General features: G+C 35.0%; 26 protein-coding genes and 1 riboswitch. Of the genes, 13 read left to right on the top strand and 13 right to left on the bottom strand.

Features of this window, described 5'->3' with window-relative positions; genetic code table 11:
* Nucleotides 1-2: 2 nt before the first annotated feature.
* Genes NX902_RS18555 through NX902_RS18540 form a run of 4 tightly spaced genes read right to left on the bottom strand, consistent with a single transcriptional unit; the run spans nt 3 to nt 4,608 of the window.
* Nucleotides 3-1,475, bottom strand: a complete 1,473-nt coding sequence (locus NX902_RS18555) for a Na+/H+ antiporter subunit D (RefSeq protein WP_095330555.1) — start codon at nt 1,473-1,475, stop codon at nt 3-5.
* Nucleotides 1,468-1,806 carry a Na(+)/H(+) antiporter subunit C gene (locus NX902_RS18550; RefSeq protein WP_047942219.1) on the bottom strand — a complete coding sequence of 113 codons (339 nt, stop codon included), beginning with the start codon at nt 1,804-1,806 and terminating at the stop codon, nt 1,468-1,470. Before NX902_RS18550 ends, NX902_RS18555 begins: the two co-directional genes overlap by 8 nt.
* Nucleotides 1,806-2,231, bottom strand: coding sequence for a Na(+)/H(+) antiporter subunit B (locus NX902_RS18545; RefSeq protein ID WP_095330557.1), 426 nt, complete (start codon nt 2,229-2,231; stop codon nt 1,806-1,808). Before NX902_RS18545 ends, NX902_RS18550 begins: the two co-directional genes overlap by 1 nt.
* Entirely contained in the window at nt 2,218-4,608 is a 2,391-nt protein-coding gene (locus NX902_RS18540; protein ID WP_341160892.1) for a Na+/H+ antiporter subunit A, read from the bottom strand. Before NX902_RS18540 ends, NX902_RS18545 begins: the two co-directional genes overlap by 14 nt.
* A gap of 226 nt (nt 4,609-4,834) precedes the next feature.
* Here NX902_RS18540 and NX902_RS18535 point away from each other — a divergent pair, with 226 nt between their 5' ends.
* Together NX902_RS18535 and kapD are read left to right on the top strand one after the other, a co-directional pair.
* Nucleotides 4,835-5,041 carry a hypothetical protein gene (locus NX902_RS18535; protein ID WP_095330561.1) on the top strand — a complete coding sequence of 69 codons (207 nt, stop codon included), beginning with the start codon at nt 4,835-4,837 and terminating at the stop codon, nt 5,039-5,041.
* A gap of 381 nt (nt 5,042-5,422) precedes the next feature.
* Complete coding sequence (gene kapD / locus NX902_RS18530) at nt 5,423-6,040, top strand: 3'-5' exonuclease KapD (RefSeq protein WP_047942214.1); 618 nt, start codon at nt 5,423-5,425, stop codon at nt 6,038-6,040.
* 43 nt (nt 6,041-6,083) lie between these two features.
* Here the strand turns inward: kapD and NX902_RS18525 are convergent, their stop codons facing one another.
* Nucleotides 6,084-6,473, bottom strand: coding sequence for a kinase-associated lipoprotein B (locus tag NX902_RS18525; RefSeq protein WP_341160891.1), 390 nt, complete (start codon nt 6,471-6,473; stop codon nt 6,084-6,086).
* 128 nt (nt 6,474-6,601) lie between these two features.
* On the opposite strand from NX902_RS18525, the gene NX902_RS18520 reads away from it, so the two are divergent.
* On the top strand, nt 6,602-7,117 hold the full coding sequence (locus NX902_RS18520) for a superoxide dismutase family protein (protein WP_095330563.1): 516 nt from the start codon (nt 6,602-6,604) through the stop codon (nt 7,115-7,117).
* A 148-nt stretch (nt 7,118-7,265) separates the two neighbouring features.
* On the opposite strand, the gene NX902_RS18515 is transcribed toward NX902_RS18520, so the two are convergent.
* From NX902_RS18515 to NX902_RS18495, 5 genes are all read right to left on the bottom strand, one after another.
* Complete coding sequence (locus tag NX902_RS18515) at nt 7,266-8,540, bottom strand: Nramp family divalent metal transporter (RefSeq protein WP_095330565.1); 1,275 nt, start codon at nt 8,538-8,540, stop codon at nt 7,266-7,268.
* Between the two features lie 217 nt (nt 8,541-8,757).
* Nucleotides 8,758-9,303, bottom strand: coding sequence for a polymer-forming cytoskeletal protein (locus tag NX902_RS18510; RefSeq protein WP_095330566.1), 546 nt, complete (start codon nt 9,301-9,303; stop codon nt 8,758-8,760).
* Nucleotides 9,304-9,568: 265 nt separating this feature from the next.
* Nucleotides 9,569-10,390, bottom strand: a complete 822-nt coding sequence (locus tag NX902_RS18505) for a MetQ/NlpA family ABC transporter substrate-binding protein (RefSeq protein WP_095330568.1) — start codon at nt 10,388-10,390, stop codon at nt 9,569-9,571.
* 32 nt (nt 10,391-10,422) lie between these two features.
* Nucleotides 10,423-11,100, bottom strand: coding sequence for a methionine ABC transporter permease (locus NX902_RS18500; RefSeq protein WP_061799039.1), 678 nt, complete (start codon nt 11,098-11,100; stop codon nt 10,423-10,425).
* The gene (locus tag NX902_RS18495; RefSeq protein WP_095330570.1) at nt 11,090-12,103 is read right to left on the bottom strand and encodes a methionine ABC transporter ATP-binding protein; all 1,014 of its coding nucleotides are present in this window, start codon (nt 12,101-12,103) and stop codon (nt 11,090-11,092) included. The genes NX902_RS18500 and NX902_RS18495 overlap by 11 nt, the downstream gene beginning before the upstream one ends.
* Before the next feature lie 155 nt (nt 12,104-12,258).
* A riboswitch (SAM riboswitch) is annotated at nt 12,259-12,365 on the bottom strand.
* Nucleotides 12,366-12,536: 171 nt separating this feature from the next.
* On the opposite strand from NX902_RS18495, the gene NX902_RS18490 reads away from it, so the two are divergent.
* The 5 genes from NX902_RS18490 (at nt 12,537) to NX902_RS18470 (ending at nt 16,672) form a co-directional block, all read left to right on the top strand.
* Complete coding sequence (locus NX902_RS18490; protein WP_095330572.1) at nt 12,537-12,797, top strand: DUF1871 family protein; 261 nt, start codon at nt 12,537-12,539, stop codon at nt 12,795-12,797.
* A gap of 145 nt (nt 12,798-12,942) precedes the next feature.
* Nucleotides 12,943-13,443 (top strand): Lrp/AsnC family transcriptional regulator, encoded by a 501-nt coding sequence (locus NX902_RS18485; protein ID WP_095330574.1) that lies wholly within the window; start codon nt 12,943-12,945, stop codon nt 13,441-13,443.
* Complete coding sequence (locus NX902_RS18480) at nt 13,443-14,615, top strand: aminotransferase (protein WP_095330576.1); 1,173 nt, start codon at nt 13,443-13,445, stop codon at nt 14,613-14,615. Before NX902_RS18485 ends, NX902_RS18480 begins: the two co-directional genes overlap by 1 nt.
* Nucleotides 14,616-14,827: 212 nt before the next feature.
* Nucleotides 14,828-15,232 carry a S1 domain-containing post-transcriptional regulator GSP13 gene (gene yugI / locus NX902_RS18475; protein WP_095330578.1) on the top strand — a complete coding sequence of 135 codons (405 nt, stop codon included), beginning with the start codon at nt 14,828-14,830 and terminating at the stop codon, nt 15,230-15,232.
* Nucleotides 15,233-15,448: 216 nt separating this feature from the next.
* Nucleotides 15,449-16,672, top strand: a complete 1,224-nt coding sequence (locus tag NX902_RS18470) for an ornithine--oxo-acid transaminase (protein ID WP_095330580.1) — start codon at nt 15,449-15,451, stop codon at nt 16,670-16,672.
* A 93-nt stretch (nt 16,673-16,765) separates the two neighbouring features.
* On the opposite strand, the gene NX902_RS18465 is transcribed toward NX902_RS18470, so the two are convergent.
* On the bottom strand, nt 16,766-16,999 hold the full coding sequence (locus tag NX902_RS18465; RefSeq protein ID WP_095330582.1) for a DUF378 domain-containing protein: 234 nt from the start codon (nt 16,997-16,999) through the stop codon (nt 16,766-16,768).
* Nucleotides 17,000-17,221: 222 nt separating this feature from the next.
* Here NX902_RS18465 and NX902_RS18460 point away from each other — a divergent pair, with 222 nt between their 5' ends.
* The 3 genes from NX902_RS18460 (at nt 17,222) to NX902_RS18450 (ending at nt 20,436) form a co-directional block, all read left to right on the top strand.
* The gene (locus tag NX902_RS18460) at nt 17,222-18,385 is read left to right on the top strand and encodes an iron-containing alcohol dehydrogenase (protein WP_095330584.1); all 1,164 of its coding nucleotides are present in this window, start codon (nt 17,222-17,224) and stop codon (nt 18,383-18,385) included.
* Between the two features lie 199 nt (nt 18,386-18,584).
* Nucleotides 18,585-19,931 carry a glucose-6-phosphate isomerase gene (locus NX902_RS18455; protein WP_095330586.1) on the top strand — a complete coding sequence of 449 codons (1,347 nt, stop codon included), beginning with the start codon at nt 18,585-18,587 and terminating at the stop codon, nt 19,929-19,931.
* Between the two features lie 172 nt (nt 19,932-20,103).
* Nucleotides 20,104-20,436: a four-helix bundle copper-binding protein gene (locus tag NX902_RS18450; RefSeq protein ID WP_123258117.1), complete on the top strand. Its 333-nt coding sequence runs from the start codon at nt 20,104-20,106 to the stop codon at nt 20,434-20,436.
* Between the two features lie 168 nt (nt 20,437-20,604).
* Here the strand turns inward: NX902_RS18450 and NX902_RS18445 are convergent, their stop codons facing one another.
* Both NX902_RS18445 and NX902_RS18440 read right to left on the bottom strand, forming a co-directional pair.
* Complete coding sequence (locus NX902_RS18445) at nt 20,605-21,594, bottom strand: ion channel (protein WP_172859496.1); 990 nt, start codon at nt 21,592-21,594, stop codon at nt 20,605-20,607.
* A gap of 90 nt (nt 21,595-21,684) precedes the next feature.
* On the bottom strand, nt 21,685-22,560 hold the full coding sequence (locus NX902_RS18440; RefSeq protein WP_341160890.1) for a TetR/AcrR family transcriptional regulator: 876 nt from the start codon (nt 22,558-22,560) through the stop codon (nt 21,685-21,687).
* A gap of 563 nt (nt 22,561-23,123) precedes the next feature.
* On the opposite strand from NX902_RS18440, the gene NX902_RS18435 reads away from it, so the two are divergent.
* On the top strand, nt 23,124-23,861 hold the full coding sequence (locus tag NX902_RS18435) for a GTP cyclohydrolase II (protein ID WP_095330594.1): 738 nt from the start codon (nt 23,124-23,126) through the stop codon (nt 23,859-23,861).
* Between the two features lie 12 nt (nt 23,862-23,873).
* Entirely contained in the window at nt 23,874-24,974 is a 1,101-nt protein-coding gene (gene ribD, locus NX902_RS18430; protein ID WP_171509872.1) for a bifunctional diaminohydroxyphosphoribosylaminopyrimidine deaminase/5-amino-6-(5-phosphoribosylamino)uracil reductase RibD, read from the top strand.
* Nucleotides 24,975-24,992: the final 18 nt, after the last annotated feature.

Here is a 24,992-nt window from a genome sequence, read left to right as displayed (position 1 = left end):
CATCACTCCTTTAATACGGCATGGATATAGTTTTCCGGTTGCAATAAACTTTCAACAGCGAGTGAAATATATGGTGAGATCATCTCTGTGCCAATTCCGATTAGACAGGAAAGAAGGACTAGTATACACCCGGGTAGTAAAAGTGTTTTTATAGACTTTATAGTAATATTATCTGATTCCTCTCCCCAAAAACCTTTAACAAATATCTTGATAACAGATAGTAATACGAGGAGACTCGATAGCACAACAATAAAACTTCCCATATAATTCCTTTCTTCAAAGGCTCCTTGAATAATGAGTAATTTACCAATAAATCCACTTAATGGCGGAATACCTGCAAGGCTAAGTGCGGCAAGAAAGAAGGTCCAAGTCAGTAAAGGGTATTTCTTCATCAAGCCACTCATATATTTTAAATTGCTAGTTCCAGTAATATAAATCATGATTCCAATTAATAGAAACAGCGCTCCTTTAATAATCATGTCATGTAAAAGGTAGAAAATCGCTCCATTTAAGGAAGTGCTATTAAAAATAGAGAATCCATACAAGATAACACCAATTGCCGTAACGATATTATAAATAATAATTTTTTTGACATCATTATAGGCAATTGCTCCAATTGCTCCTAAAATAATGGTTAGAAGAGACAGGATGCCTAATAATGTAAAGACATAAGAATCCTCATAGAAGAAGAGGGAGTACGTCCGGGCAATCGAATAAACTCCAACTTTTGTTAATAACGCTCCAAATAATGCAAGTATCGGTATGGGAGCGGCATAATAAGATCCTGGAAGCCAGAAAAATAACGGGAAGAGAGCCCCTTTTAATCCAAAGACGATTAAGAACAGGACAGCTATGACCGTTAATATGCCTGATCCACCCACTTCACTGATTCGCTCTGAAATAGACGCCATGTTTAAAGTTCCAACAACAGAATAAAAATAGGCAACGGCAATAACGAAGAGTGCGGAAGCGACAACATTTACAATAATATATTTTACTGTTTCTCTTAATTGAATTTTTGTATTTCCAAGAACAAGTAGTACATAGGAAGCCATTAACATTACTTCAAAAAATACAAACAAGTTAAAGATATCGCCAGTTGAAAACGCACCAATAACACCAACTAAGAGAAATTGAATCATAGCGTAATAAAAGTAATTTTCTCTTTCTCTATCGATTCCCTTAAAGGAGTAGAGGATACAACAAAAGGCGATTATATTTGTTGTTAACACAAGAAGTGCTGATACCATATCTGCTACAATCGTTATCCCAAACGGAGCATCCCAATTACTTAAATTTACTGTTTGAATTCCCTCATTTTTGATTTTATCTATCATAAATAGCACAATTATAATCGAAACACTAGTGCTCAATAAGGAAATAATCCGTTGTAAGATGGTCTTCTTATAAAAGAAAATCAAAATGATTCCAGTGAGTAAAGGAATTAAAATTGGAAATAGAATTAAGTTACTCATGCTTTTTCCCTCTCAATTTCTCCAGATTATCAGTCCCTAATTCTTGATAAGTTCTGTAGGCAAGTACTAATAAGAAGGAAGTGACACCAAAGCTAATAACAATCGCAGTTAATATTAATGCTTGGGGTAACGGGTCAGAATAACTGTCAGCATGCTGCCCTAAGAGTGGCGCAGCACCTTTCTTTAAGCCACCCATCGTTAATATTAGTAAATGAACCCCATGGCTAAGAAGGCCAGTTCCGATAATAATGCGCAATAGACTCTTAGAAAGAATTAAATACGTCGCACACATAAATAAAATGCCGATAATGAATGCCATTAAGAATTCCATTAGTCATCCTCTCCAATCGTTTGAATAATGGTCATTGTAACTCCCACTACTACTAAGAAAACCCCAAGATCAAACAGTGCAGCAGTGTGAAGGGACGTTTCTCCTAATAAAGGCAAGTGAGCATGTTTATTAAAAAAGTGCGTTAAAAATGGTTTGTCATTTAATACGCCAATCATTCCTGTTAAAGTGCTTATCAGCAATCCTATTGCAGTAACATAGATAAAATTAACCGGAAAGATTTTCTTTACTAATTTTAAATCATAAGCTATCAGCAATAGAACTATTGCTCCACTTGCCATTAATCCACCGATAAAGCCTCCGCCTGGCGTATAGTGACCAGCAAAAAAGAGATCAACTGCATAGAGGAGTATTAAAAAAACAATGACTTTTGTAATGGTTTGTAAAACTAAATTATTTATTTTCATTTTTCTTTCCTCCCATTCTCAAAGTGATCATCGAATAAATACCAATAGCAGCAATAGCTAGTACTGTAATTTCAAAAAGTGTATCAAAACCCCTGAAATCCACTAAGATAACATTTACCATGTTTTCTCCTGCCGCTTTTGTATACGTATTCTCCACATAAAATTGAGAAATGGAATCGAATAGTTTCGTGCTATAGGAGGCAATCGCAATGATCATCACTACGAGTCCAACTAGTACAGAAATGATTGCATTGGATAATTTGAAAGGAATACTTTCCTTTTTTCTAGCATTTCTAGGTAAATGGTAAAAACACAATAAGAATAAAGCAACGGAAACTGTTTCAATAACTAATTGTGTTAAAGCAAGATCAGGTGCGCGAAATACTACGTAAAATAATGATACGGTATATCCGACTGCTCCTAAAAGAATAATAGAAGTCAAACGAGATTTAGCGAATAATATAGCGATGGTGGAAATCACCAGAACAAGCGACAGCACGACTTCATATCCACCAATTGGTGCTAGTCGGGAAGTGTTTATTGTAAAGCCATCCTTTATAAATAGAGTGTAAGAAAGGATTAGAATAAAGAAAGAAAAGATATAAATCAGATAGGTACGCAAGGAACCTGTCATATATCTGTTTGTCAGCTTGTTAAATCCATTTTCTGTTTCGCCAAATAACCAATCATATATTCGATTCCAAATAACAGGAATGGCTTGATAGATAACAGACCATTTTCCTACAGTTAAATAGAGAATTATTCCAAACACAATGACCCCAATCGTCATAAATAACTCAGGTTCAAATCCATGCCAGTGATAGATATGCAGATCATAAACGCCTCCGCCATAAATAGATGTAATAGCAGGAGAAAGAATGGTATTGGTTAGAAGCCCAGGAAATAATCCAAATATGACAACAAGGGATACTAAGATAATGGGTGAAATAAGCATACCCATTGGTGCTTCATGTGGTTTAGCCGATAATTTTTCTGGTTGGTATTTTCCAGTGAAAGTCTTAAATACAAGAATCATGCAATAAACAAATGTAAAGATACTGCCGACCCATGCAATGACAGGTAATAGAACTCCCCACGTATTTAGGTTAAACATTTGGAAGTCAAGAATATTTAACATACTTGCAAAGAACATCTCTTTGCTCAGAAATCCATTAAATGGCGGGATACCAGCCATAGACAGCGAGCCAATTAATGCGATAGCAAATGTGATTGGCATAATCTTCATCAGGCCGCCTAAACGACGAATATCTCTTGTCCCAGTTTCATGATCAACAATTCCAACCATCATAAACAAACTTCCTTTAAAGGTTGCATGGTTGACAAGATGGAAGATTGCAGCAGCTGTGGCAATGTAATAAACACTTTCATTGTCATAGTGGACACCAGCAGCTCCAATCCCTAGTAAAGACATAATCATTCCGAGCTGACTGATTGTTGAGTATGCTAGAAGACCTTTTAAGTCTACTTGTTTTATTGCCATAAAAGATCCATATATTAGAGTAACAATCCCGACAAGTGATACAATCCACAGCCAATAACCAGACACTGCAAAGACAGGACTTAAACGGGCCACAAGATATATACCAGCTTTAACCATTGTAGCGGAATGCAAATAACTGCTGACAGGTGTTGGAGCTTCCATTGCATCAGGCAGCCAAATATGGAATGGAAATTGGGCAGATTTTGTAAATGCACCAAGTAAGATACAAATCATCCCTAAAATAAATAATGGATGAGACATAATAGAATCTTGTTGAACAGAAGTAATTATTTCTGAAATAGTAAAGGATCCGGTCATTAGGTAAAGTAGAACAATTCCTGCTAATAAGGAAAGACCACCAAATACGGTAACAACCATTGATTTGATTGCGCCATATCGCGAGTTACTTCGATTATTCCAAAAACCTATTAAAAGAAACGAAGAAATACTGGTAATTTCCCAGAACATATAAAGCACAATGAGATTATCAGATAAGACAACACCGAGCATTGCTCCCATGAATAATAGAAGATATACATAGAAATGATTGACCTTCTCTTTGTTTTTATCCAAATAATAAATGGAATAGAGAATAACAAGAGAACCGATTCCAGTTATTAATAATGCAAATAGCATGCCGAGACCGTCTAATTTTACGGCAAAATCAATTCCTAGTGATGGAATCCATGGGATTGATTCTACTTTTGTATGTAAATTTGAGGTTGTCCCAATGTTTCGGCAAAAATAAATAAACAATAGCAAAGGAAGTGGAAGAACAAACCATCCAGTATGTATTTTTTTCATAAATTTAAATGTGATAGGTATTAATAGGGTGTATAAAAATGGTGCAAGTACAACCCAGTGAAGTATAGACAATTTAACCCCTCCTTAATCTTTTCTAAATAAACGCTTGAAAATGACTGAACATGTTAAAGTATAACGCAAAAAAAAACGCTCTGCATACAGGAAACAAGAAATTAAGTTAAGGATCAACCTTTCTATTAAATAGGTAGAAACATGGTCTAAAATAGGAAAAATTTTTTTATTTTTTTGTGTAAAACACCCACCTTTTTGCTCAAACTAATGGTGAGGTGGTATATACATGCATTTAAAAACAAAGGTCTATATTTCCATATGTCTATTTTCTCTAGGTCTTTTTGTTGGAATTTTATTGGACAACTTCCAAAAAAGAGAGTTTTATTCACTGGAGGAACTTCTTTTCATAGAAGAGGCAAACTCTCCTTTTTTTGATGAAACGATGATTCCTTTTCAACCAAGAGAATATATCAGGATAATCGCAGAAGAATAATGCAGCGAAAAGGGACAGCCGTTTATTAATGGTTGTTCTTTTTTTATGTTCTGCAGTAGAAGGAAAAATATGTGTAAGGGGAAAACTTGTTTATTTCGTAAATATCCAAATGGAAGCAGTCTTTCGTATTCCCAAACTATATTTAAAAAGGAGAGCCATCCTGTAGTTTTTTACGTTGCATTTCTGCATAGAATCAATAAATGGATCTGATAAATTAATGAAAAAAAATAAAGATAAAATACAGAAAATTAAAAAGGTTAAGTGATATTCTGTTATAATATAGATATATATAAAACAGCTAGCTTATCGAGATGAATAGAAGGAAGAACGGTTTAGACAGGATGATTCATGTGAAATATCGATAAAAAAGAAGGTGAAAGAATGGAAAAGCAACAGTATTTATTTATTGACTTTGAATTCACCATGCCAGAGAAAAGTAGTAAGTTTAAGGGGTTTTATCCAGAAATTATTGAGGTTGGTATAGTAGCCGTTGTTGGTGATACCATAAGGGAACAGTTTTCTTCATATGTAGTACCCCGTAAGTTTTCAACCCTTTCAAGGAGATGCAAATCTTTTCTACATATTTCACAAGAACAAGTAAATAACGGGATATCTTTATACGATCTAATGAAAAAGCTTGAGGCAATTTGTAACGGATACCAAAATATTATTGTTACATGGGGAAACATGGATATGAAAGTGCTAAAGGATAATTGTCATAAAGCACAACTTCCCTTTATACTATCTTGTAAAGAAGTTGATTTATCGATGGAATATAAGCGGTTTTTTGGTGATAAAAACCAAACAGGCTTATGGAAAGCAGTTAGGGAATATGGCAGAGAGGGAACTGGGAAACATCATCGTGCTTTAGATGATGCCTTAACCACTTATCATATTTTTAAACTCGTTGAGCAAGATAAGAAGTACTTGGGGAAATCTAATCAACCAACCATTGGAGACTTAATTGATATGTCTAAATTATTTAATAAGTTTGCATAAAAAAGACGAAGAATACATTCCTCGTCTTTTTTGTTATTTTCATCTAAACGATTTTATAGTATTCTGCATTAAGTATTTCCAAGTTTTTTAAACTTTGAATAGCGAAAGCAGAATCATCTTCTTGAAGCTCTTTACGCATTTTTTCGATAGCAGTTTTTAGAGAATCATTATAAGAAGGAATGGAGTCTTCTTTATATAGCTTGACCATTTTCTTTGGAGCATTCATCTGTTCTCGGTAAGAAAGGGCTTTTCTTTCATGGAAAATATCAACTATGGCCTCTTTTGGCTGATGCAAATCTCCTTGCATCGGATGCTTTAAGACCGCAAGAACCCGTACTAAATAACTTTGAGGACGAATCTCTGTAATTTCCCCGATGTATTTTCCAGTTTTATAAAAGGCGGTGACGATGGAACCGATAGCTAGTTCTGACAATCTAATCCCTCCAGATTTTCTTTCCTTTTATAGTATCATAAAGGCTATAGTTTGATAAACGAGAATAACTGCATAATAAGGAGTCTTTTTTCAAATATTAATACCAAACCGTCCATGGAGGAAAAAAGATGAAAAAACTGAGTTTATTAGTGCTGATAACCATTTTCCTAACCGGCTGTGCGGAGGGGGAAGTGACAAAAGCAGAGGTAGAAATGTTTAATGATGTGGGAGACTCTTTAGGAACAATTAAATTGCAGGAGCAGGCTGACGGAGTAAAATTATCTTTAAACTTAAAAGGTCTAACTCCAGGAATCCATGGTATTCATATACATGAAACAAATAAATGTGATGCTCCAGATTTTCAATCGGCAGGCAATCACTTTAATCCAGATAATAAAGAACATGGTTTACTTCACCCAGAAGGTGCCCATGCGGGTGATTTACCTAATATCTTGGTAAAGGAAGATGGAACTGCAAAAGCTGAGCTAATGGCACCACAAGTAACCCTTAGAGATGGAAAAAATTCATTATTCAGCAAAAAAGGGACTTCAATCGTTATTACCGAACAACAAGATGACGGAATGACTCAACCTGCAGGGGATTCAGGCGAAAGAATCGCATGTGGACCGATTAAAAAGAAATAATACTAGAAAAAAACAGGCGACTTTTGGAGTCTCCTGTTTTTTTTCATTGATTCATTTTTCAGGTGCTGGAAAAAAACGAAAAATTGTTCTGGGCTTTTTGAGATTGAATGTTTATTTTTTTACGAAAAAGAATCTTAGTCGCCTTGTCTTACTGAAATGTTTGTACGAGAATAAAAATATTCAAAGCGACAATTAAAATAGCCATAACCCAAGAAATAACTGTAATCCATTTTGTATTGACCAGGTTTCCCATAATACGTTTTGAACTAGTAAACATTATTAATGGAATAAGAGCAAAACCAATTCCAAATGATAAGATTACTTGACTTATTACTAGTGCAGTTGTTGGATTAATACCTAATGCAATGACAGCAATAGGGGGCACCATTGTAATAAATCTTCTTACGTATAATGGAATGCGAAAATGAATAAATCCCTGCATAATCACATCTCCAGACATCGTTCCAACAGATGAACTGGATAATCCAGCAATTAATAAACCTAGGCCAAATAAAGTAGCTGAAATCGGATTTACTAACTGTCCGAAATAGTTAAAAGCTACATCTAAATCTTCCACAAATAATCCATTTTTATGGAATAATGCACTAGAGACGATAAGCATTGCTCCATTAATAAATCCTGCAATCAACATGGCAATAAGGATATCGATAAATTCAAAGCGAAAAATTTGCTTTTTTTCTTTATCCGTTTCCCCAACAATTCTATTTTGTGTTAATGCAGAGTGTAAGTAAATTGCATGTGGCATTACTGTAGCTCCAAGGATACCAGCAGCTAAAATTACGCTATCTAATCCATCAAATTGTGGAGTGAATAACCCGTGTAATAAAGATGGAACATCTGGCTTCGCAAAGAACATTTGTACAATAAAAGAAAGGACAACAATAAAAAGCATCCCAGTAATTCCTGCTTCTAGAGAACGGTATCCCCGTCTTTGTAATTCAAGAATGGCAAAAGATCCAACAGCAGCAATCAGACTAGCTTCCAGTAAAGGAATACCAAAAAGAAGATAAATACCAAGTGCTGCACCAATAAACTCTGCTAAATCTGTTGCCATAATGACAAGCTCACCTTGTATCCACAAACCGATAGACACAGGCTTGGGAAATTCCTCTCGAGCTACCTCTGCTAAATTTTTACCAGTAGCAATACCTAATTTTGCTGATAAGGATTGAATAATTAACGCCATTATATTTGAAAAAAGAATAACCCATAATAATAAGTACCCATATTTTGATCCAGCAGCAATATTTGTTGCGAAGTTTCCTGGATCAATGTAGGCAATTGCCGCAATGAATGCTGGTCCTAAAAAAGGAAGGATTCTTTTCCAGCCTTTAACTTCCTCGCTAAACACACTTTTTGCTGATTTAGAATGATTTTTTTCTAAAGATCGATTTCTGTCCATTTTTCTCACCTAATTTTGCTTTGGTTTAAAAAGTTTCGTTAATGCAACTTTTATATAAAAGATATTCCTAAATTAGAAAATTGTCAATCTATTTGTGTTAATTAATTTATAGGGAATTTTGTCAATTTGATTAGAGCATTAGTTGAGGAAGAATGGGAGTGTAGAAGAAAGTATATAAAAATACCTAGCTGAGTCACCAGCTAGGTATTATAAGCTATTATTTTACTTCTTGTGCACCAGTTACTTCGCCATCTATTACAGCAGAAGATTTAAATGCATCACTTTTGTAATAAACATTACCGTCAACTTTTGCAGTAGCATCAACAGTAAACCCATTAGCTTCTACATAAACATCACCAACAAATGTACCACCTTGGATTTTGAAATTTTCACTTTGGACAGTCATTTTAGGAGCTGTTAAAGTGAAGGAATCAATAATATTATGGTCTTCATCTTGTGTATAAAGAGCAAGTTTACGATAGATTGGATTAGCAGCATCATTTTTATCGTGGAATTCACCAGCTACTAAGATATCACTGTCTACTTTTAAATCTTGAAGTGTTGCAACAATCCAAGTTCCATCAGCACTTAATGCTTTCACTAGTGGATCTGCTTCATTTACGATGGAAGCTGTTGTTACTACATCAGCTGATTGCTCTGCTTTTTTCTCTTCTTTCTTTGGTTCTGTGTCTGTATTTCCACAAGCAGTTAAAAGTGCTCCTGCTAAGATGGAAGCTAGTAAAACTTTTGGTGTAATTTTCATGATCAGTTCCCCCTATAATCTTCTTTATGTTGTATTGTGAATGGATTCACAATACAACATTATATTAACACACAGTTCACTGTTGTAGAGGGGAGAGGTGTGACTAATTTGTGAAAGAAATATGGTGAATATGTGACTTTATTTTAATAATCAGAAAATTAACAAAGGACCTTTTCTTCCATTAGTTACTCGTTTTGCATAAAAAAAGAGCGAGGTTTGTTGGGGGGAAATTCCCAACAAACCTCGCTAACTGCAAATCAGTTTCTTAATTCATCCACTCTGGTTTACCGAAGCCTTTGAATTCCTTATCAATTACTTTTTCGAATTCTGCTGACTCAACAGCAGCTTTTATATCTTTAGCGAAAGGAGCGTCGATATCTTTCGTATTAACAACAACACGGTTACGATATTGATCAAGCATATTTTCTAGTTTTAGTGCGTCTAATAAGTTCATTTTTGCTGCTAGGGCGAAGTTGCCTGGTACAGCGGATAAATCTACACTGTCAACTGCACGAGGTAATTGAGCCGCTTCAATTGTTTCAAATTTTAGATTTTTTATATTCTTTGTCACATTTTTTTCAGATACAGTAAGTGGATCAGCAGCTTGATCAATTTCAATTAAACCTGCTTCTTCTAAAATTAAGAAAGCACGCGCCGCATTGGTCGGATCGTTAGGGATAGCAATTGTTGATCCATCTGCAATTTCTTCTAAACTTTTAAATTTATTGGAATAAATACCCATTGGTGCAGTTGGAACAGAAATTAGTTCAGATAACTTTATGTTATTTTGTTGAGCAAAAGATTCCATATAAATTTTATGTTGGAATAGATTCGCATCAATACTACCGTCGGCTAGTGCTTTATTTGGCTGCACATAATCTGTAAACTCTGTAACTTCTACTTTATAGCCTTTCTCTTCCAAAATAGGTTTAATAGCCTTTTTAACCATGTCTGCATAGGGACCAGAAGTTGCACCAATATTAATTTCCTTTTTCTCTCCTGTATCTGCATTGTTTTTGTCTTGTCCGCAAGCACTAAGTACAGTAAATGATAATAATAATAGAATTCCTATAAGTATTTTTTTCATTGTCTTTTCCTCCTATTAACTTAAAGTGATTATTAACGCTTATCCAATGTCTTGGATATTTTATCCCCAAAGAATTGAATGATTTGAACCAAGCAAATGAGAACAACGACAGTCGTAATCATGACAGTATTATCATAGCGATAATAGCCATATTGAATGGCAAGATCACCTACACCGCCGCCGCCGACTATTCCAGCCATAGCAGAATAGGCAATTAAATTGATAATGGTAATAGTGATTCCTTGAATAATTCCAGGTCTTGCTTCTGGTATCAAGACTTGCCAGATAATCATCCATGGGGATGCACCGATAGCGACAGAAGCTTCAATAACTCCTTTATCAATTTCGCGAAATGCTTGTTCCACTATTCTCGCAAAAAAAGGAATCGCAGCAACAGATAGGGAAACAGAAGCAGCAGTAGGACCAATCGTTGTGTTAGTAATCCATTTTGCCAATGGTAAAAGGGCGATTAGTAAGATAATGAAAGGGATAGACCGCACCATGTTTACAACAAAGCCTACCGTGTTTTTTAATAGTGTGTTTTCGAGAAACAATCCTTTATCTGTTACAAATAAGAGGATTCCGATCGGTAAACCCACAATAATAGCCACAACAATAGAAATGCCAACCATATATAAGGTTTCAAAAAACGCTGAATTTAAGTCAGGAAGTAACTCGATCAAATAATTCCAATCCAGACTAAGAGGCATGATATATCACCTCCACATTTTGGGTGCGATCTTTAATATACTGTATCGCTTTTACAATTTCATTTTCTTCCCCTGTTAATTCCATGATAAAAATACCAAGGGGATTATTTTGAATATATTCGATTTTTCCATGAAGTATATTTCCCTTCACCTGATAGTGCTGAAAGGCGTCCGAGATAATTCCCTCTTCCGCGATGGCACCTTGAAAGGTAACCTTAATGATTTTCCCTTTTCTTTCTTCTAATAGGTGGTTAGGTAATTCAAATTGAAGAATGCTATTTACAAAGTTTTTAGTAAGCTCCTGTTTTGGGTTTGCAAACATATCGTAAACTGAACCTTCTTCCACTACCTTCCCTGCTTCCATGACAGCCATTCGATCACAAATATCTTTTACAACCTCCATTTCATGGGTGATTAGAACGATGGTTAAACCAAGTTCCTTATTAATTTTTTTTAATAACGCAAGAATGGATTTTGTTGTAGTTGGATCAAGTGCAGACGTTGCTTCATCACAAAGAAGCACGGTTGGATTATTTGCAAGGGCTCTAGCGATTCCCACTCTTTGCTTTTGTCCTCCACTTAATTGGGCAGGAAAGACATCTTTCTTATCTGCCAGCCCCACCATATCAAGCAACTCTAATACCCGTTTATGTATTTTCTTAGAAGGTAAATTAGCTGCTTTAAGAGCAAAAGCAATATTTTCATATACCGTTTTACTACTAACAAGGTAAAAATGTTGAAAAATCATGCCGATTTTTAAGCGAGCGGCTCTTAATTGCTTTTGATTTAACTTTGTTAAAGAAATATTATCGATGATAATTTCTCCACTGGTGGGCTTTTCTAATAAATTTAGACAGCGAAGCAGAGAGCTTTTACCAGCTCCGCTATAGCCGACAATTCCAAATATTTCGCCTTTTTTAATTGATAAAGAAACATGGTCAACACCAATAACTTGTTCTTTTTTTGTTTTATATATTTTGACCAAATCATTTACTTGTATCATTAGAAAATACTATCCCCCTTTGCTAAAAACGCAATATTTTGTAACATTATTTTAAAACCTTTATCAGTTAAGATTGGCGAAAATTCCTTTCGTTAAGTCTGGGAAATAAAAAAAACTTCTTTCATTTTGAAAGAAGTATCGTATTAATTATACCGATCTTATCTTTCAGAATAAGTCATTCTGCAGGAGTTAGCACCTTCCTTTAGGAAAGGAGGTTGCTGGATGTCATCGGGCCTGTTCCCTCAATCTCTCTTGATAAGTAATTATGGAATTTTCACTAAATGAATAATAAAGCTAAAATACTGAATTGTCAATAAAAATTTACCTTTTTAAATGGTGAGAATGGAGGGGGTGCTCTTTATTTCTGTTATCTTCTTCAGAAGGAAATATGATAGAATGGTTTTTGAACAAATGGAACGAAAGGTGACAACGGATGAATAGTCAGGAAATTAATTTTGAATGTGTGCGTTTATTAAATGAATGGGACCCATTTTCAATAGGAGAGGGCAATTACGATACTGAAATTGCGGATATTCTTCAAGCGATGCATGATGTTGATTTGGAAGATGATCTGGCAGCTTCTATCCAAGCTATCTTTGAATTTTCTTTTGAAGAAAAACTCCCTTTAGAGGATTGCATGGCAATCTCGCGTAAACTTTTATCGCTAAAACGAAACAGTTCTTGCTCTTTTTAGAGAGTCAAATAAATTTTTTCTTTATATAGAAAATACAGCAAATAAATTGCATACAAATTTGCTGTTGAAAAATGAAATTAGTACATTAAATTTAGTGATAATTTGATATAATGAGAATATTTAAAAGGCGAGCAGGAGGATGGACATGAAATTAACAAATAAAGAAATTGAAATTGCAGAAATTCTAGAAAAAGATGCAAGGATTTCTGATGAAGATATAGCTAAGATGATTGGGGAAGATTTAGAAAAGACAAAAGAATTGATTGCCAAATTAGAAGAAGTAAATGTAGTGGTACGTTATACATCTATAGTAGATTGGTCAAAAGTGGAAGGTCATGAAGGCGTAACTGCAATGATTGACGTTAAAGTAACACCTAAAAGAGGGGTAGGCTTTGACGAGGTTGCTCAAAGAATTTATCGCTTTAAAGAAGTTAAATCATTATATTTAATGTCCGGAGCATATGATTTATCAGTTATTATTGAAGGCAAATCGATGAATGAAGTAGCGAGATTTGTTTCGGAAAAACTTTCTACATTGGATTCAGTTATCTCAACAACGACTCATTTTATTTTAAAACAATATAAGCATGATGGAACAATATTTGAACCATCGGATGAAGACAAAAGAATTGTGGTGTCACCGTAATGAAACAAACAAAAAGTTATATTGCACAAAAGGTTGAGGAAATGAAACCATCTGGAATACGCAGATTTTTTGATTTAGCATCCGGTATGGAAGGAGTTATTTCCCTTGGGGTAGGAGAGCCAGATTTTGTTACCTCTTGGTCAACAAGAGAGGCAGCGATTTTATCACTAGAGCAAGGGTATACCTCTTATACGGCGAATCCAGGCTTAATCGAGCTTCGAGAGGAAATTAGTCATTATATGCAAAAAAGATTTGCGGTATCCTATAAGCCATCTTCAGAAATCATTGTAACTGTTGGAGCTAGTCAGGCAATCGATATCGCTTTACGAGCCATTCTGAACCAAGGAGAAGAGGTTATTGTTGTTGAACCATGCTTCGTTTCTTATGCACCGTTAGTAACGCTTGCAGGAGGGGTTCCAATTGCGGTTCAAAGCTTAAAGGAGAATGATTTTAAAATCAAGCCTTTTCAATTAGAAGAAGTAATTACGGAACGAACAAAAGCCATTATGATTTGTTCGCCGAATAATCCTACGGGATCCACACTTTCTCAAGAAGAGCTTGCAGCAATTGTGGCAGTAGCAGAAAAGCATGACTTGCTTATTCTTTCCGATGAAATATACGCAGAGCTTTGCTATGATGATGAATATACAAGTACAGCAGCAATAGAGGGAGCGTGGAAACGTACTATTCTCCTTTCTGGTTTTTCAAAAGGATTTGCCATGACTGGCTGGAGACTAGGGTTTGTTTGTGGACCAGAGGAATTAATTCAAGCAATGCTCAAGATTCATCAATATAGTTTAATGTGTGCACCAACGATGGCTCAATATGCGGGACTAGAAGCATTGAGAAGTGGTGAAAACGATGTGGAAGAAATGAAGAAAAGCTACCGGCGCAGAAGGAATTTTATCGTTCAATCTTTAAATGATATGGGGTTAACTTGTCATATTCCTGGTGGAGCTTTTTATGCGTTTCCTAATATAACAGCAACAAAAATGAATGCTGAGACATTCGCAGAAAGACTGCTGATGGAAGAAAAAGTAGCAGTTGTTCCAGGAAGTGTATTTGGTGAAAGTGGCGAAGGACACGTTCGTTGTTCCTATGCTACATCATTGCAACAATTACAAGAAGCTATGAAACGAATGAAGCGTTTTGTCGAAAAATATTCTAAATAGAGGCTAAAAGAGGTGTTTCGAATAGATGGGAATCCCATCCTTTCAAATGCCTCTTTCTTATTTAAGCAGGTTCGTAAAAGTCATAGTTTAAGCAAAAGATTAACGGGAATTATAACAGTGAAATAAATCCTTTTGTAAATATGGCGATATTGTGATATAATCTTATAATGCATATAAAAGGAAAATTAATATAAACAATTAGGAGTGTTCTCATGTCAGATAAAATTGAAGTTGGAAGTGTTATTAAAGGAAAGGTAACAGGTATTCAACCTTACGGTGCGTTTGTTTCTTTAGACGAAAATACACAAGGTTTAGTTCATATTTCAGAAGTAACCCATGGTTATGTAAAAGATATTAATGAGTTTTTAAAAGTTGGCGATGAAGTGAACGTTAAAGTTCTTTCCATTGACGAAAATGCTGGTAAAATTGGTCTTTCTATCCGTGCAACAGAAGAAGCACCAGCACAACCAGAAGCTGCTAAAGCAAAAAAACCTCGTCCTAAACGTCAAACAGCTGCTGTAGTTGAAACAGAAAACGTACAAGGATTTAATACGTTAAAAGATAAATTACAAGAGTGGATTGATCAATCTAACCGCGACGATTTAATTAAAAAATAATTTTTTATAAAGGGCTGTCCGATGTGAATTACACATAGGGCAGCCTTTTTTGCGTTTTCATAGGGAGAACTAATTTGGCTAAGTTAGGGTTTATTATGCCAAGAATGAATTTTTAGAAAATACAAATAAAATTCTATCCATCCGTAGAAAAATCAGCTAAAGTGAATAGTATAGATATTTACTTACATTATACATTAAATTGGAAAGGATGATTGAATGGTACATGAAGTTAATAAATCTATCTCACTAATGGAGCAGTCGGAGAAATATGGAGCAAAAAACTATAATCCACTGCCAATTGTCATTTCAGAAGCAGAAGGTGTCTGGATTACTGATCCTGAAGGAAATAAATATATGGATATGCTAAGTGCTTATTCAGCATTAAACCAAGGTCATCGCCATCCTAAAATAATTCAAGCATTGAAGAGACAAGCGGATCGTGTAACCTTGACTTCTCGAGCTTTTCATCATGATCAATTAGGTCCCTGGTATGAAAAGATTAGCTCCCTAACCAAAAAAGAGATGATCCTCCCGATGAATACAGGTGCTGAAGCCGTAGAAACTGCTATCAAAGCAGCAAGAAGATGGGGATATGACCGTAAAGGAATAGAAAAGGACAAAGCAGAACTCATTGTGTGTGAGGGGAATTTTCATGGAAGAACATTGGGAGCCGTTTCTCTTTCCTCTGATGAAGAATATAAACGCGGATTTGGACCATTGTTACCGGGGGTTAAAACGATTCCCTATGGAGATATTGATCAATTACAAGAAGCAATTACAGTAAATACAGCGGCATTTATTGTAGAACCAATTCAGGGGGAGGCTGGTATTATCATTCCACCTCAAGGTTTTATGGAAGAAGCCTATCAACTATGTAAGGCTAATAATGTTTTGTTTATTGCCGATGAAATTCAAACAGGACTGTCAAGAACAGGTAAATTATTTGCGAGTGAGTGGTACGGTATTGTGCCAGATATGTATATTTTAGGAAAAGCGCTTGGAGGAGGAGTCTTTCCTATTTCAGGTGTTGTGGCAGATAAAGATGTATTAGGTGTTTTTAATCCAGGCTCTCATGGATCAACCTTTGGAGGAAATCCAATGGCGTGCGCTGTATCAATTGCAGCTATAGATGTAATCATAGAAGAGGATTTGACCAATCGTTCGGCGCAATTAGGCGAATACTTTCTTCAAAAGTTATCGGAAATAACAAATCCAATTATAAAAGAAATACGGGGAAGAGGATTGTTTATAGGGGTTGAATTAAAGGTTGAGGCTAGAGCTTATTGTGAAAAATTAAAAGAAGTAGGATTGTTATGCAAAGAAACCCATGATTCTGTCATTCGCTTTGCTCCACCATTAACGATTACGAAGGAAGAGTTAGATTGGGCGATAGAGCGTATAAAGCAAGTATTAAATGAGGATAGCCCAGGGCTAAACTAAATAAATAACTCTAAAAAAAATCATTCCTTACAAAAAAGCCAAACAATCAGCAAGTGGAATTGTTCGGCTTTATTTTTGTTTATCCATTTTTATCTATCTAGCTGTCTTTGGCATAGACTCCCTTTCAGCAGCGGAAAAGGGTTTAAATAATAAACCAAGGTTTATTAAACCTGCAATTCCGACTAAACCGTAAATAATACGAGAAATAACGGATCCTTGGCCGCCAAATAGTGTTGCCACTAAATCAAATTGAAAGAAGCCTATTAATCCCCAATTTATTGCTCCTATAATCGTTAATATTAATGCAATTCTTTGGATTACGCTCATTTTATGTCCTCCTTAAAAATATAGTGGAAATCTTTCTTATTTTTAGTAGAATTCACGAAAGTATACATTTAGAAAAATAAACGAATAATGAATGATGGAGAAAACATATACTATTTGCCAGCACTAAGCTCAATCCTTTGATTTTCTTGTAAGTTTGATTAATAATAATCGTACAATTAGTATTTTTTTTACTAATGTAAAAACAGAATGGGAGGCATTCATTTGGAAAACTTTATTTTTTATAACCCGACAAAACTTATTTTTGGTAAAGGGCAATTGGCACAATTAAAAGATCAATTAGCTTCCTATGGCAAAAAAATCCTCTTAGTGTACGGAGGAGGAAGTATTAAAAGAAACGGTCTATATGATAATGTAATGACCATCTTAAAGGAAAATGGAAAAGAAGTATTTGAACTATCTGGTGTAGAGCCAAATCCTCGATTAACTACTGTACAACGTGGAGTTGATATATGCAAGACAGAAGGAATTGATTTCATTTTAGCAGTTGGTGGAGGAAGTGTTATTGACTGTACCAAGGCCATTGCCGCAGGAGCTAAATTTGATGGGAACCCTTGGGAATTCATCACGAAAAAAGCAGCGCCTAAAGCAGCGTTACCGTTTGGAACAGTTTTAACACTTGCGGCAACTGGTTCTGAAATGAACTCTGGCTCTGTTATTACTAATTGGGAAACACAAGAGAAAGTTGGCTGGGGTAGTCCATTTACATTTCCGGTATTTTCTATTTTAGATCCCGAAAATACATATACAGTTCCTAAAGATCAAACAATATATGGAATCGTGGATATGATGTCACATGTGTTTGAACATTATTTCCATTTAGAAGAACACACAGAATTACAAGATTATATGTGTGAATCTGTATTGAAAACGGTCATAGAGTTTGGTCCTAAACTTGTAAATGACTTAGAAAATTATGAATATCGTGCTGCGATATTATATTGTGGAACGATGGCTCTTAATGGTATGCTCAATATGGGATATCGTGGTGATTGGGCTACCCACAACATTGAACATGCAGTTTCTGCAGTATATGATATTCCCCATGGTGGAGGACTTGCTATTCTTTTCCCTAATTGGATGAAGCATAATTTAGCTGTAAAACCAGAACGCTTTAAGCAATTAGCTGTTCGCGTATTTGGAGTAGATCCAGAAGGAAAAACAGCGGAAGAAGCTGGTCTAGAAGGAATTGAGAAATTACGTGCATTCTGGAATGAGCTAGGTGCACCTTCTCGTTTAGCTGATTACGACATTGATGATAGTAAACTGGAGTTAATGGTTGAAAAAGCAATGACGAATGGTGGATTTGGCCAATTTAAAATGTTAGATGCAGAGGATGTTTTAGCAATTTATAAAGCATCATTATAAAAATGCAGAAAGACGAGCAAACAGTTCGTATGAATTGTTTGTTCGTCTTTCTGCAATAGAGAAGAAATGGAATAATTGGTGAATAAATTTAAAAAAAATAGTTTGTATCCGTTTTCATACCAAGTTCTTTCTTGATTACTTTTTCTACTTCCGATAAAGTGGAAGATGAGTATAAATTAAATATATTGGAGGATCATTTATGACACACGTTCGTTTTGATTACTCAAAGGCATTAAGTTTCTTTGGAGAGCACGAAATTACATATTTAGAAGATGCAGTTAAAGTTGCCCATCATTCCTTGCATGAAAAAACTGGACAAGGAAGTGATTTTTTAGGATGGATTGATCTACCTGTAGATTATGATAAAGAAGAATTTGCGCGAATTCAAAAAGCAGCAGAAAAAATTAAAAGCGACTCAGAGGTTTTACTTGTAATCGGTATTGGTGGTTCTTACCTAGGAGCACGTGCTGCAATTGAAATGTTAAATCATAGCTTCTATAATTCTTTATCAAAAGAAAAGAGACAAACACCACAAATTATCTTTATTGGAAAAGATATTAGTTCCACTTATATGAGTGATGTAATTGACTTCCTTGGAGATAAAGATTTCTCTATTAATGTTATTTCTAAGTCTGGAACAACTACAGAGCCGGCGATTGCTTTCCGTATTTTCCGTAAATTACTGGAACAAAAGTACGGAGTAGAAGAAGCGAGAAAGAGAATTTATGCTACTACTGATAAAGCAAGAGGAGCTTTAAAAACTCTAGCTACAGAAGAGGGCTATGAATCATTTATTATCCCAGATGATGTTGGTGGACGCTATTCTGTTTTAACACCAGTTGGTTTATTACCAATCGCTGTCAGCGGCGCTGATATTACAGCAATGATGGAAGGGGCAGCAGCAGCTAGAACAGATTTCGGTACATCTGAATTAAAAAATAACATTGCCTATCAATATGCTGCAGTTCGTAACGTTCTTTATAACAAAGGAAAAACAATTGAAATGTTAATTAACTATGAGCCAGGATTGCAATACTTCTCTGAGTGGTGGAAGCAATTGTTTGGCGAAAGTGAAGGAAAAGACCAAAAAGGTATTTATCCTTCTTCAGCTAACTTCTCAACAGACCTTCACTCCTTAGGACAATATGTGCAGGAAGGCCGTCGCGATATTTTTGAAACAATTGTTAAAGTTGACAAACCGCGTCATGAATTAGTTATCGAAGCAGAAGAAAATGACTTAGACGGGCTAAATTACTTAGCTGGACAAACTGTTGATTTTGTTAATAATAAAGCATTTGAAGGTACGTTACTTGCACATACAGATGGCGGTGTGCCAAATCTAGTTGTAACAATACCAGAAATGAATGAATATACATTTGGATATCTTGTGTATTTCTTCGAAAAAGCTTGTGCGATAAGTGGATATTTATTAGGCGTAAATCCATTTGATCAACCAGGGGTTGAAGCATATAAAGTAAATATGTTTGCTTTACTAGGTAAACCTGGCTTTGAAGAGAAAAAAGCAGAGTTAGAAAGTCGTCTATAAGTTAGAATAGATTGAGCTGTCGATATACTCGTATTTGAGTATTCGACAGCTTTTTTATTTTTCTTTGAATTTTAGGAAAATATACAACTCTATTCATTTTTAATCCAAGATGTTTAAAGGTTTTGAGAGAGGTTAAATAAAGAGAAAGGGGTAATAGAAGGAGGAAATAGGAATGCTTGTTGAAAAAGAACAATTATTGATTAAATCATTACAGGAATGCATGATTGTTTGTAATCATTGCTTAAATGAATGCTTAGCGGAAGAGCGGGTAGCACCAATGCTTGATTGTATTCATATGAATAGGGAATGTATTCAATTTTGTAGTTACTTAGAGCAGGCAATCATTAGAAAATCTCCATATGCAAAGGAATTTGCAGAAATTTGCCTTTCTGTTTGTGAGGATTGCGCAAATGAATGTAAGAAACACGACCATCGTCATTGTCATTATTGTGCAGAAATTTGTAAGGAATGTATAGAAGCATGTAAAACATTTTTAGAATCATAGTAGGTTGTTATAAAGGCTTGTTTGAAGAGAGAAAAAATTGGTTTTTCGAGGGGGCAGCTCGAAATAAACTTATGCGAGCGACCGCCTCGAAAAACCATAATTTTAAAAGAAGAATTTTTCTTCTCCGCTTTCATGACTACTTTCTGTACTCATTAGCTAACTAGGTTTCTAAGTAATAATTATTAACTCATCCTTTTCTTCAAACTTAAATGAAGGCTTTGGATTTAGATAACTAGTGCCCCCACGTTTGACTCCTAATAGTAATTTACCCTCTGCTAATAAAAAATTGTTTAAAGCCAGATAATCAACTAATTCTTCCTGAATATTTTTCAAAGGAATAAACTGAAGCTTTTTATCCTTCAATTGATGCAAAAGTTCTAAAAATGCAATCATCGTATCTTGTGAATTTAAGCTGTTGTGCATAACAAAGCTCGTAAGGCTGTTTGTTTCAATTATCTCATCGGCACCAGCTCTTTTAGCATTTTGTATTTGTTCAGCAGTAAGTATTTCAACGATGCACGGTACTTTTGCGTTTAGTCCTTTAATAGCAAGTAAAGTCAAAATAGAGTGCATATCTGCTTGTAATTCTTCTTTGGTTTGATCAGCTGTTAAGATGACCTTACTAGCAGTCATGATATTCGCTTTCAACAGGACATGATCTAAATTAGAATTTCCTTTTACGAAATGAATAGTTTCTGGAACTGGATTTGTTGCTAAGGACTCATCGATTAAAGTGATCGGAATCTTTTCGCGATCTTTAATGATGGAATGAATGATTAGTTTGGACCGTTCATTCCAGCCGACAATTATCAAGTGGTTTAGTCCTCTATAAGTGGTTTTCCCTTCCAAATATGCGTTTTGTTTAGCTACTGCTGCTGTTGCCAATGTTACTAAATAAGTAGAGAGAAATCCTACTCCTGTTAAGATTAATAGCATGCCGGTTATTCTCCCAATAACGGTAATAGGAGCATAATCCCCGTATCCAACGGTAGAGGTAGTAATAATAGCCCACCAAATTCCTTCAAATAAAGTGGGAAATGTTTCTGGTTCAACTAATGTGATAAAGCAACCGAATAGGATAATAATAGTTAGGGAAATCGATAAAACACGAATACTTAATGGTAATCTTAAAAATCTTGAAAGGATAGAATTAGGCAAAGTAAACACCTCCTATTAGTTGTTATCCTTTGCATTATTGACCAATAAAAAAACTTTCATAATCAATGAAAGTTTTTTAACAGGATATTTTTAAAGTTGGATATGATAAAAAGAAGCAATTGTTTTTTGTTCTTCTTCAAAGTTTTTATAGTCGTTCAAGTTAGAGAGCATGCCTTTAATTATGGGTAATCTTGGTTCATCAGCATGAATCTCTGTCATTAATACTTCTAGTGTTATTTCTATCTCATGTTTATTCGCTACATGCTCACTCTTACGTTGGATAGAGGCGATAGCATCTAGTATATCTTGATGACCATGTTCCATAAAGTTAATTTTAGGCTTTTTAATGATATATTTTAGAAAAGAAGTAGAAAAGAGTGGATTCTCATTATTTTTGTCCATATCCGTTATGATGGAATCTAATCTTTTTAATAAGTAGATGGAAATATCCCTTGTTGAGACATTTATAGGCTCTAAAATCACAAGTTTTAAAAAAGAATGAATAAGACCATCTTGGATCATAAGCAAATCTAAAAGGTATTGCTTTTTCTCTTCCCCGTAAATAGAATGGAGTCCTTTGAGATTATAACTTTGAAGCTCTGACTGCATTTTTACTAACAGATCTTTGATAGAATTATTTAAGGGAATAGCTTGTTCTTTTGATTGCATAATAATAAATTCTTTGTGTTTTAAAGCATGATTAAACATGAAGGTAAGCTGATCCATGTATTTTTCTCGAGCAGGGATTCGCTTTTGACTTATTTCTTCCATAGCTGTAATCAATTCATCGTAGTAATATTGCATAATTGTATAAAGAAGAGAGTCTTTCGATTTAAAGTATAAATAAAAGGCTCCTTTTGATATACCGCAATCACTGGCAATTTCTTGCACTGAGGTATAAGAAAATCCCTTTTGAGCAAAAAATTTTATGGCAGAATCTATAATTATTTTTTCTTTTTCTTTCACGTAATTTCCTCCTGGACGTATAGGGAGTACACCTTGACTTATTGGTCATCTTTTTCTAATATATATGACTAATCAGTCAAATTATATAGTAAATGAAGGGAAAAATCAATGTATAGAGCTTGCTTCTTCTTGACTGAAGAGAGTAGTTGCGAATTGTGCGAAAAAGGGATTTGCTATATGATTATAATCATAAAAAGATGAAGGTTAAAAGTTGAGTAATCCAATTGGTTTATGTTAATTAAATCGAGCTGATTTCTTGACGAGCGTATCTTATGATAATAAACTTACTTACGTATCGTAAGTATCAGTTTATTGTCAAAAAGATATTTAAAAAGGAAAGGTACATTTTTATGCGTTGCTTGAAGTGAAAAGGGGGAGACTCCTGTGGGATTACCGTGAGCCCCACGGAAAGCAATATTAGATTCGAAGAGATTAAATAAATAGATCATAAATAAACAGCTATTTCTTATATCTAGAGGTTTGTCTATCGTTTTATAATCTAAAATTTTATACCAATAAGAAATATAATTAAGAATATAACAGAAGATAAAGGAGATTTTGTAATGGATCAAAATGTTATCGATCTTCTTCAAAATAAGATGGAAATAATCGCATTTAATGAAGAACAGAATTTAAGTTTAGTCGGACCAGTAAAATTGCCAGTTCAATTGGACGATCAAGTTGTGACATTCCAATGGTACACATGGTTACCGATAAAGAAGGATGAAACGAAAGAGGAAGTGCTTCGCTCTTTACCGAATTTACATTTAGCAGATTATCAACAATCCTCTGTTTTAGTATACGGTGACTTCAAAAATGCAGAAAATGCATTAATACGTATGCATAGTATATGTCATACTGGCGACATTTTTGGTAGTAAACGTTGTGATTGCGGATATCAATTAAAAGAATCGATGCGTATGATTGTAGAGAATGGAAATGGAGCTCTCTTTTATTTAGCTAATCATGAAGGAAGAGGTATTGGGCTATTTACTAAATCCCTTGCTTACCTTTTACAAGAAAATGGTCTAGATACTGTGGAGGCAAATCTCGCATTAGATTTCCCAGATGATTTAAGAAGTTATGAAGCACCAATTAAAGTTCTTCAAGCACTACGACAAAAACCAGTTAAATTAATAACTAACAATCCAAAGAAGCTTGATGCACTAAAAAAACTTGGTCTTACAGCAGAAGAAAATATTCCCTTATGGGGGGATGTCTCATCCTATAATGAGAATTATTTAAACACGAAAGTGAATAAATCTGGTCATATTCCCTTGAAAAATACAGTGACCATTTAAGGAGAATAAGGTATGAAACATGATCAAGATTACATGAGACTCGCATTAGACCTTGCAGCATCTGCACTTGGTAAGACAAATCCCAATCCAGTTGTCGGAGCTGTCATTGTAAAGGACGGCGTAATTGTCGGAACTGGTCTCCATCGCAAAGCAGGAGAGCCACACGCTGAGGTCCATGCTTTTAAAATGGCTGGAGACCACGCAAAAGATGCAACTCTTTATGTGACGCTAGAACCATGCTCACACTATGGGAAAACACCACCTTGTGCACTTTTAGTGAAAGACTCTGGAGTCAAAAGAGTGGTAGTAGCGACAGAAGATCCCAATCCGCAAGTTGCAGGACGAGGTATTAACATCTTGAGGGAAGCAGGAATTGAAGTTGAAGTTGGTGTTCTAAAAAAAGAAGCCCAGCAATTAAACGAACGTTTTATTCATAATATGATACATGAAAAACCTTTTGTTATATCTAAGGTAGCAATGACATTAGACGGCAAAATTGCTACCCATACAGGACATAGTCAATGGATTACAGGAGAAGAAGCAAGAAAAGAAGTGCACTTTTTAAGAAATGAAGTAGATGCAATCTTAGTTGGTGTTGGTACTGTGCTCGCTGATAATCCTAAATTGACAACTCGATTAGAGGGACCAGCAAAGAATCCAATTCGGATTATTTTGGACGCCAATTTAAAAACACCTCTAGAGGCTAATATTACTGATTGTAGGGAAGCAAAAACAATCATTGCTACAAGTGCTACCCTTCAATCAGAGAAAGCAGTTGCTTTAAAAGAAAAGGGTGTAGAATTATTCACAGTTCCTTCTATTCAGGGAAAATTAGACTTGGAGATAGTTTTAAAGGAAATATATAAACGTGGAATTACAGATATTCTTCTGGAAGGCGGAAGTGAAGTAAATGCAAGCTTTATGCGTCAACGGCTTATTCAGAAGTATTTAGTATATATTGCTCCTAAAATAGTAGGCGGTGCCAATTCCTATACACCATTTAAAGGAGAAGATATTGATACAGTAGATGAAGCAGTTCCCTTAAGATTTGAAAAGACGGAATGGGTGGGCAAGGATATGAAAATAACAGCTTATCCCGATATAATTAATTAGTATTTCTGTGGAGGAAAT

Source organism: Niallia sp. FSL W8-0954 (assembly GCF_038005605.1).
Classification (GTDB): domain Bacteria; phylum Bacillota; class Bacilli; order Bacillales; family Cytobacillaceae; genus Niallia; species Niallia circulans_A.
Note: the sequence above shows the minus strand (reverse complement) of the source record. Positions and strands in the feature narration are given on the sequence as shown.